The sequence below is a fragment of the Imperialibacter sp. EC-SDR9 genome (assembly GCF_902498805.1).
GTDB lineage: Bacteria > Bacteroidota > Bacteroidia > Cytophagales > Cyclobacteriaceae > Imperialibacter.
Window position 1 is genome coordinate 1 of sequence record NZ_LR701618.1, and the last position, 10718, is coordinate 10718.

5 protein-coding genes are annotated in these 10718 nt (G+C 46.1%); 3 read left to right on the forward strand and 2 right to left on the reverse strand.

Annotated features, from left to right (window positions below):
• Nucleotides 1-920: DUF5018 domain-containing protein (locus GC130_RS25150; RefSeq protein WP_152001140.1), on the forward strand; the 920-nt coding region annotated here is incomplete at its 5' end.
• 262 nt (nucleotides 921-1182) lie between these two features.
• Nucleotides 1183-4206, forward strand: a complete 3024-nt coding sequence (locus GC130_RS25155) for a CHAT domain-containing tetratricopeptide repeat protein (protein ID WP_152001141.1) — start codon at nucleotides 1183-1185, stop codon at nucleotides 4204-4206.
• Here the strand turns inward: GC130_RS25155 and GC130_RS25160 are convergent.
• Both GC130_RS25160 and GC130_RS25165 read right to left on the reverse strand, forming a co-directional pair.
• Nucleotides 4203-4889, reverse strand: coding sequence for a tol-pal system YbgF family protein (locus GC130_RS25160; protein ID WP_152001142.1), 687 nt, complete (start codon nucleotides 4887-4889; stop codon nucleotides 4203-4205). The two genes, GC130_RS25155 and GC130_RS25160, sit on opposite strands and share 4 nt — an antisense overlap.
• Nucleotides 4882-5460: an RNA polymerase sigma factor gene (locus GC130_RS25165; RefSeq protein ID WP_152001143.1), complete on the reverse strand. Its 579-nt coding sequence runs from the start codon at nucleotides 5458-5460 to the stop codon at nucleotides 4882-4884. Before GC130_RS25165 ends, GC130_RS25160 begins: the two co-directional genes overlap by 8 nt.
• A 178-nt stretch (nucleotides 5461-5638) precedes the next feature.
• Here GC130_RS25165 and GC130_RS25170 point away from each other — a divergent pair.
• Nucleotides 5639-10718 (forward strand): PD40 domain-containing protein (locus GC130_RS25170; RefSeq protein ID WP_152001144.1); only part of this gene is annotated, 5080 nt, incomplete at its 3' end.

Sequence of the window (10718 nt, forward strand, 5' to 3'; positions counted from 1 at the left end):
GTCCGGCGAGTGGTGCAGCACAAGATTTTTCTGCTCCAGTCACCTACACGGTAACTGCCGGGAATGGTGCCACGGAGGAATGGGCAGTCACAGTAACAGTTGAGCCTGCGCCGTTGAGCAGTGCCAGTGACATCCTCACCTTCTCGCTGCCCGAAGAAACCGGGCCAGCAGTAATTGACGCTACAGCACATACAGTAGCTATTGAAGTAGTTGCAGGAACTAATGTAAATAGCCTTACTCCCACCATTACCATTTCTGCTGCTGCTTCTATCAGTCCTGCAAGTGGCGCCCCTCAGGATTTCACAAGCGCTGTGGTGTATACGGTGACGGCCGAAGACGGTAGTACGCAGGAGTGGACGGTAACGGTGACAGTAGCTCCAGCCACGGAACCCTTAAGCAGCGCAAAGAACATCATCAGCTTTTTGCTTCACGAACAAACAGGTGATGCCCTAATCAACACCACGGATCACACCGTGACTATAGAGGTGGAAACTGGCACTGACATCACTAACCTTAGTCCTGCAATCACCGTTTCCGACAAAGCTACGGTAAGCCCTGGCGGTGAAGTCACTCAGGATTTTTCGGCAGCAGTTGTGTACATCGTTACGGCTGAGGATGGCAGCACACAAGAGTGGACGGCTACGGTAACAGTCAAAGAAGGCACAAAAACAGGTATTCCCGAAGTGTTTGCAAACCTCAGCGTTTATCCTAACCCAGCAGTCGATAAAGTACATATTACGGGCTTAGTTATTGGAACCGAGCTGCGCTTAATAAACATGAGTGGGACAGTGATTAACCTGGTTAGCCAAAGCCTGCATGACACAGAATCCATCAGTTTGGCTGGCCTGACCGGAGGGGTGTATGTACTGCAAGTCTCAACCGAAGGGAAAGTAAAATCCTACAGAATCATCAAAAATTAATTCCACAACGACAACGAAAGGGCATGGCAGCATAAGTCCCTTTCAACGTTAAACCGGCCATCTGGTCGATGGTTCACTGGTTTATGCGATCAAATTCCCTTCGGGGAAAATAAAACCCCGGCACGCTGTGCCAGGGTTTTTATGTTTATGATGACAGCAGGCTGATTTTCAGGCACTTTACACTCATATCTCACCTAAACAAGATTCAATTGTTATTTTTGATTTTATAGGTTGTATTTCCGACGTTAGTTAACTTGGTATAATGAGAACCTTGCTACTTGCCTTAAGTTTGCTTGCCTTTTACAGTACTTCCGGTCAGGAAATTGCTCCCATGCTCGTGGCAGCTGAACGGGCTTTTCAGGATGCCCGCTATGAAGAGGCCTTGAAGCTTTACAAAAAAGCTGAAATGGGGTCTTTGAACTCCAGGGACATTACTAATCAAATTAATTCACTGATTGGGCAGGTCAACAGCTACCAGGAACTATCCAAATTCGATGACGTCGAGAGGGTGATCGAAAAAATCGCACAACTTCCACATGATCAGAAGACAGAGGCTGAAATAACCTTTCTTCAGGGGCGCCTGGCAGCACTTACAGGAAAGGATGAAATAGCTCTCATTAAGTTTGATAAAGCCATTGCTCTCTCCAACGAACCGCAAGACATTGTCAGATATAATACACATAAAGGGCTTGCTCTGGTCAACATGCACGAGTTAATCGATGCTGAGAAAATCCACAAAAAAGCCAGCTTGCTATATGATTCAATGAAGGTTGATGATCAAACACTAAAAGCGAAACTCATTGGCTTGAATGCCCGAATCAAATGGTACACCGGTGACTTTGCCGGCTCGCTCATCCTATTTAAAAAAGAACTGGAGATAACACTGAAACTGCTGATACCGGATCACCCTGAAATCGGCACTCTCTATGGCAGCATGGGGATTATGTACAAGAACCTTCTGCAATACGACAAAGCGCTGGAATATTATGGATTGTCTCTTGACATAAGAAAAAAATACCTCGGAGAGAACCACCTCGAGGTAGCTAACAGCCTAAACAACATTGGCTATTTGCTTTACAAGAAAAAACAATTTGAAAAGGCTCTGGAAATCCACCGCCGGGCGCTGAAAATCAGAAGTGACCAGCTAGACCCCCTCCACCTTAAAGTGCTGCAGTCCACCGAACACATTGGCCTCTGCTATGGGGGCCTGGAAAGGTTCGATGAGGCCGAAAAGTATTTTCGAATCATTCTGGAGGGAAGGACAAAAAAATACGGCCATGACCATCATCTTACCGGGTATGCTTTTTACAATCTTGGTGCAGTAGCGGTGGAAATACCCGACTACGAAAAAGCGGCGGCGTACTTTCAGGAAGCAGCTGAGATTGGCAAGAAAGTGTATGGGCCTCATAACTACGACCAGGCAGACAACTACAACCGGTTGGCAAATTGTCACCTGAAACTAAACAAGACTCTGGAAGCCATTTCAGAGTTCCACCTGGCATTGCAGCACAACCTTCCGGGGTATACCTGGAACGGAGATGCCGATAAGATCCCTGACCTGCAACATTACCTGTCCTTTCGGGAAATTCAAAGGTCTCTGCTGGGGTTAGCCGAAGCGCACGCAGCCCAAAGTGAAGACCTGGAGACATCGGTTGCCTATTTGAAAGCCACCGAAAGCGTTATCGAGAGATTCAAGCTGAATTTCTCCAAGGATACTGACCTGATTTCTATCTCCGGCAGCATTAAGGAACTGGCTGACTATGCCATCCCAATTTACTTCCGGAAGTATGCAGCCAACAAGAATCGTGCGGATCTGGAAGAAATTTTCCGATACACTGAGCTGGCAAAAAGTTCAGCATTGTTGAGCAAACTCAGTGATGAAAAGGCGAAACAAATTTCAGGCATACCTGAGGCAACACTGATCCAGGATAAGGACTTCCGCCTAAAACAAGACTCGCTGAATACACTGATCATTTCGACACTGGAGTCAAAGCAAGATGCTTCGGCAACCAAAGCCAATCTCTTCAAGATTAACCGGGAGTATGAGGAGTTTATCAAAAGCCTTGAAAAACAGTATCCGGCGTACACCGAGAACAAGTTTGGGCTCATACCGGCATCCATTGGATCAATTCAAGCTTTTTTGGCGGAACGAAGTCAATCAACCGTACTGTTGAGTTTTCACCTAACTGATGACAAGACCCTGTTTTCGATGCTCATTTCTGAAAATGACGCCACAATCAACTCTTGCGATGCAAAAAACCTTGATGAAGTTATCACAACCTTTAGAAAAGCATTGACCGACCAGAATGAAAAAATCTTTGTGGAAACGTCCGAAGAGCTCACTCGTCTTTTACTATCACCTGTGTATCCGGCCATCGCAGGTAAAGACCTCATCGTCATTCCTGGCGGGACTACCGGCTATATTCCTTTTGACCTACTTTTAGATGAATCAGGAAGGTACTTGATTGAAAATCATATCATTTCATATGATTTGAGCGCCACCTTGCTTGAGACCAGGAAACATAAAAACGCTGAAGAAATAAGGGTACTTGCCTATGCGCCTGAGTTTTCAGAAACGAGCAAAACAAATTATTCGATGGCCGGGTGGGCACTAAGGTCAGATGAGCTGGTTTCCCTTCCCGGTGCCAGGAAGGAAGTCGAATATGTGGGCGATATCTTCAATAGCTTGGCAAGGCTTGGCAAAGACGCCTCTGAGTCCAGCTTTAAGCAAGAAGCAGCAGATTTTTCAATCCTTCACCTGGCCACTCACTCCATTGTCAATGAAAGTGATGCCGACTATTCCAAACTTGTCTTTTCAGAAGGCGATGATAATGAAGATGGGTTCCTGCACGCCTTCGAATTGATCAATTTGCACCTGAACGCCGATTTGGTCACGCTGAGTGCGTGCAATACCGGGGTTGGCAAGATTGAAGAAGGAGAAGGTGTGATGAGCCTTGCCCGGTCCTTTCGGTCAGCGGGTGTGCCAAGCGTTGTGATGAGCCTTTGGCCTGCTTCAGACAAGTCCACTCCCGAGCTTATGCGGCACTTCTATGAAAACCTTTCGAAGGGGCAACCCAAAGACTTGGCGCTGGCCAACGCCAAAAGAGCCTATCTTACCACCGCTCAGGGCAAAGCGAGAAACCCATTCTTCTGGGGAGGTTTTGTATTGATTGGTGACACCAGCCCTATCGGAAAAGATCGAAATACGATCATATGGCTGATCCCGATGATTATCGTAGTCTCTTTGACTCTGGTAGTCTACAAAAGGAAGTCAGGGGTCGCTTAAAGCTCACTGAGAAGTTTTTTCGAATTGGCGGCAATTTCAGAGTTGCCCGACTCCAGAGATTCCAAAAGAGGAATAGCGCTTTTGTTGTCACTCATTTTCACGTATATAAGGGCAGTATACCAGGTGGCCGCTTCCGAATAATCTTCATCTTTCATGCGCAATACCTGCTCCATGTCAGTGAGGGCAAGTGCCTCTTTATTCATCTCGATGAGGCAGATTCCTCTGAAAAAGTAGTCCGGGGCGGATAGCGAGTTCAAGGTACCGAAGGCGGTGATGGCGGCCTCATATTCTCCCTCATCATATGCCTGATAAGCCTTTTCCCTCCCGTTTATATTTTGTTCTCCCCTTACCGACGTCAATTCATAATTCGGATAGGGCTTGTAATACTCGCTAAAAAGTGATTCCTCCTGTCGGGTAAGAAAGAATGCGACGGAAGCCACCAAAAACAAGGAAGCAGCAATGCCTATATACGTGGGGTTGATCTTTCTGACAGGCCTTGCTTTCTTTTCAAAGCTTTCCACTTTTGTTCTTAGTTCCAGCCTCTCTTTACTTTCAATGCCATCCCTTATTCCCAGCTCAAATGCCAGCTCCTGCTGTTCCTCCACAGATAGATTCCCTTCAAAAGCCTTCCGTTCGACTTCTGTCAGCTTACCCTGCAAATATTTTTCTCTCGCTTCATCCATCGCCTAATGGTTTTTTCACCTGAGACCTGATCTTTTCCAGGCACCTCTTTTTGGTCGTTCTCGAGACCGCCTCACTGTTGTGTCCCATGATCTCAGCGATCTCACTCATTGATCTTTTCTCAAAATAGAAAAGCCGAAGTATGTGCTTGCACGCCTCGCCCATGGCATCGAAAAGCTCCCAGGTTTGCTGCCTCGCCAGGTCGTAGGTCGCTTCCGCTTCCTTGTTTTCCGACAAAAACCGATAGTGTTCCACCAACCCCTCCTCGTGGCGCTTCATCCGATTCCTTTCGTCGAACTGCTGCCTCACCTTGTTCTTCCCAATACCAAAAAGATACGTCTTCAGGCTGCTTTCAATGCCTGAAATGCTGTTGTTCATTACTTTTTCAAAAAACACCGTCAGCGTATCCTGATAGTGATCCAGTGCATCTTGCTCCGTAATAGCAAACTTCCTTCTGCTCCAGCTGACAAATTCATTTCGGTAACTAAAGTATACCTCCTCCATCACCCGCTGGTTCCCCTCACGAATGCTGGCGATGATGTCTTTCTCACTTCTTCTGAAACTGATTTTCACTAGTTAGTCGGCGAACTACAAATATGTGAACACTATCGAAAGAAAAAATAAGAAATGAAAAAAATAGTGAAATGATGTTCACATTCTAATACCTGGCTGACTAAGGGTACAACCAAAATTCGCATAACCAGACAAATGTCGCAGTGAATCACATTTTACCACTTGAAACCTTTATGCCATGAAAAACATTTTACAATTTAAAGTTTTGCTGCTTGTTATATCGCTGACGAGCCTTGCCGAAAAGACGGCGAGTGCCCAAAAAATATTATACAGCTCTGCATTTGATGCAACGAATGGCTGGAAGCTTTTGGGAAACTCCGTTTCTTTAAGTACCGATGAAGGATCCCCTCAAGGGATTACATTCAGACCAGACGGATTGAAAATGTATATCGTGGGCAATGCGGGGGACGAGATTAATCAGTACTCACTTGCCACGCCATTTGTAACGACCGGTGGAATAACCAACGATGGGACACCTTTTAGTGTGGCCGCTCAATTGGACAACCCCTATGGAATGGCTTTCAGCAACGATGGCCTTACCATGTTTGTTACAGGGTCAAATTCTAGCAATACTCATGGGATTTATCAGTATAGCCTCACAACACCTTTCAACATTACTTCAGGCGTCTCCTTCGAATATAACTATCCTGACGATTCCCCATATCTTACCACGGGAGGTATATATTTCAGCCCTGATGGAACGAAGTTATTTCTACCTATTGCAACAACCGGACAACCTATTAGGCAGTACACACTTACCAATCCATTCGATGTTGGGTCTGGAGTCACACTCCACACATCTGTTAATACCGGAATATTTCAGATGGAAGATATCAGCCTGAGTTACGATGGAAAAAAGATCTATGTGATCTCAAGGGGTACGGGTAAGGTTTATCAAATCACTCTGAATACTGCCTTTGATTTAGCCGGAGGTATAGATGAAAACTTTGTTGAACTGGATTTTTCCGGACAAGAAAGTCACCCTGGCGGACTCTTTATTCACCCCGCCGGCCATAAAGCATATGTTATAGGGTACTCCCAAGACAAAATTTTTGAGTATGGATTCAACCTGGAGGGCTTTGCTGAAACATCAGAAAATGACGGGTCAGTAGAAGGGAGTGTGGAATTAAAAATTGTAGATGACCTGTTTACCAGTGGCGGAGGTTCGTTAACTTATAACGTAGACTATTCCATCAGCAATCTACCGCCCAACCTGACTCCATCGCTGAATGTTGCCAGCGACGGACAGAGCGCCATTCTAACTCTTAGTGGATCAGCGTCTTATCATCAAAACACCAACGATATACAGGGTCTTCGATTTAACTTCAACAACTCAGCATTTGTTGAAAATGACGCTGCCGATGTTTTCAATGCACAGTCAGCCGATAGCGGAATCGGCATCGACTTTGAAGCCAATGTAGAAGTCACATTTGGCAATGCCTTCAGTCTGATTGATGGGGCTACTTTCAATAATAGTGCTGCCTTATACGCAGCAAGTACCGACGATTATCCAAGAGGGCTAGCATTCAACGCAGATGGCACCAGAATGTATGTGGTGGGACCAACTGACAAAGAAATTTATATGTTGTCGGTAAGCACACCTTTCAGGCCAGACCTGGGGTATGGTGTGGGCTTCACGCCTTTTTCTGTGTCTTCAGAAGACGTTAGCCCGAAAGACATCGCCTTCAGTGCTGATGGTTTGAAGATGTTTGTTCTTGGACACGCTACCAAACGTATTTTTGAATATAACTTAACCAACCCGTTCAATATTAGTTCCGGCACTACCTATAGCGGATCATACTTTAGTGCAAGTAGCCTTGACTCCGCACCTACCTCCATTGCTTTAAGCCAGGATGGATCAAAAATGTTCTTAACTGGAGCGACAGGCGACAAGGTGTATCAAATCAATTTGGCTATACCTTTTTCGATTAGCACGGCTACCAATTCGGGTAATTTCGTTAGCGTTTCCGCTCAGGAGACAAACCCGGTGGGAGTTAAGTTCAATACGGAAGGAACCAGAATGTTTGTGTATGGAACAGCCAGCAACGCAGTTCATCAATATAGTCTTCAAAATCCGTTCGATCTTTCATCTGGCGTTACAGCGTCGAATGTTTCAGTCAATGTATCGCCGGAAGGTGCGGGTGCTTCCGGCTTCACATTCGCCGGAGATGGAAAGAGTTTTATTTTTTCAACTTATCAAAAACTCGCAGTTTACACTCTTGCCAAAGACGGCTTTAAAGAGTCACCGGACAATGACGGTAACGTAGCAGGAAGGCTTGTTACCAACGTGCGCTTCGATACTTTCGTGAATGCAGGAAGCACTTTATCCATAGGCACACACTATTCACTATCTGCAGCTCCGGCGGGTCTCACCCCTGTAATGACTGTTGCCGGGGATGGTCAATCAGCAACCCTTACATTTACCGGAACAGCTACAAGCCACCAGGATGAGAATGATATCGATGAAATTGACATCACTTTTACTGACGCTGCCTTTTCAAATAGCGATGCTGCGGATGTTCTGAATGCCACAAATGGGCCAACAGGTTTTGGGGTTGACTTCAACGACAATATCCCAGCACTGGCCTATGGCAGCAGACTTGATTTGGCCACAGACAGCCCAAAGCTATCATCCACTTACGATGTAACTGGTGAGACGAGTTCCTCCCTGGGGATGTCGTTTAGCAACAATGGAATGAGGTTATTCATTGCAGATTATGCCGAAGGGGCAATTTATCAGTATAACCTTACCACTCCATTTGATATTTCTTCTGGTGTGTCTTATTCCGGCCATTCATTTGATGTGTCGAACCAGGAGCCACAACCCACCGACGTTGATTTCAATGCCGACGGAACAAAAATGTATGTGTCGGGTGGTTCGGATGACCTGGTCCAGTACAGCTTATTAACACCATTCGATATATCAAGCTTTGTCTCCCTGGATGGGATTTTTGACCTAAGTAACGACGTTTCGCCTAGCGGAGTGGCGTTCAGTCACGATGGAAGTAAACTCTATATGATAGGTTCGCAGACAGACAAAATATATCAATATTCGCTAGCTACACCATATGACGTTACAGCGGACGTTACATTCGACGGAACCCCATACAGCACCACTAACTATAATTACACTGATATCGACATATCAGAAGATGGCCATAAGATTTTTCTAACCAACTCATCGTACCCTGGGAGTACTCAAACTCGAGAATTTGATTTGACAGTCCCATTTGACATTGCGGGAGGCGTTACGCCAGGAGGCAGTTTCAACTTTTTCAAGTACGATCCACACGCTCAGGACATCCACTTGAGTCCTGACGGTAAAAGGTTGTTCATGCTGGGAGCCGGCGGAAAGGTCTTTCAGTTTGAGTTGCCCTACGATGGTTTCCGGGAAGTAGCAGTTAACGATGGTACCGTTGAAGGAGAGATGCTTATAAGCATCATCGACGAACAATTTGCTAACGCCGGGAGCCTATTGAGCCACGGTGCAGACTATACGATTCTAAACCTTCCTTCAGGACTTACACCAGTCATGGACGTGGCCGGAAACGGTAAAACAGCCACACTAACCCTGACAGGAAAGGCATCAGCCCATCAGGACGCAAATGACATCTCAGACATTTCCTTTACTTTCAACAACTCTGCTTTTGCTGGCGGAAGCGCAGCAGCTGTAGCTAACGCATCCAATGCTTCAAGTAGCCGGGCGATTGATTTTAGAGACAATCAGCCTTCACTCTCGTATGGCAATGTCCTCGACATGACCCATGCAACATCAGGCGGAACACCTCTCGACGTTTCCGGCCAGGATTCTTATCCCGTTGGTTTGGCTTTCAGTTCCAATGGCATGAAGCTCTTTGTTTTGGGTGGCGATAACTATACCTTATATCAATACACTCTGACAACAGCCTACGACATAACAGCTGGCGTGTCTTACTCTCAAGCTTATGATCTGTCAGCCCAGGTTTCCGGCGCAGAAGACTTGGCTTTTTCGAGTGATGGCATGAGAATGTTCATTCTCGACAACGATAATTATGAGGTGTATCAGTACAACTTAGGCAGTGCCTTTGACATTACAACGGGGGTTACTTATAGTGGCAATTCGTTCAATTATGAAAGCTATGATACCTCTGTCTATGGTTTCACTTTCAGCCCCGACGGCACCAAAATGATTATCGCAGGGACAAGTGAAAACTATGACATCTTCCAATTCACATTGGGCGGCGCTTTCGATCTTTCAACTGCCCCGTCATTTGATGGAAACTCTTTAAACACGGAGGACGTAGCAAGCCCAACCGGGCTGGCTTTTTCCGAGGATGGCCGTTACTTGATAATGACAGACGACAATAATGACTATGAAGTAGTAAGGTATATTCTCAACCAGCCTTTTGACATCACAGCTGGAGCTACTTTTGACGGGAACTATTTTAGCCTGGACGATTACAGCATATATGGAACGGCTATTGCGATTAAACCGGACGGATCAAAGGTATTCGTTGCCGACGGAGATAATTCACTCATCCAGCAATTCAATATCGATCTTGGCGGCTTTGCAGAAACAGGCGCCAATGATGGCTCACTGAGCGGTGAAATGAATATTTTCCTCGTGGATGACAAGTTTTCATCTGCCGGAAGCTCACTAACCTATAGCACCGACTACACCATCACCAATCTACCCGGCGGACTAATTGCCGACCTTGCCGTGGCAGCTGACGGGTATTCAGCCGTACTTTCCTTCACTGGCAAAGCGTCCGTTCATCAGGACGCTGCGGACATTGCCGGACTGATATTTACTTTCGATAATAGTGCTTTTGTTAATTCAACCGCTGCCAATGTCAATCATGCTGTCAATACAGATAGCCATATAGGTATCGATTTCCTCATTAACACTGAAAATGACATCCTGAGTTTTGTTTTGACACAACAGACAGGGCCAGCAACCATCGATGATGTAGATCATACAGTGACGATGGAAGTAAACGCTGGTACGAGCCCAACTTCTCTGGCTCCCACCATCACTTTGTCTGATGGTGCTACCAGCAACCCTGTCAGTGGCATGTCGCAAAACTTCACATCAGCAGTGAACTACACCGTCACCGCTGAGGATGGAACAGAGCAAGTTTGGGGAGTCACGATCACCGAGCAGCAAGTCGCACCTACTGACATCCTCCTCTCTGAAATAACAATCGATGAAAACAACTCGGTGGGAGATGTCATAGGAACATTGAGTGCTGTGGATGGCAATACATCACAAACGCACC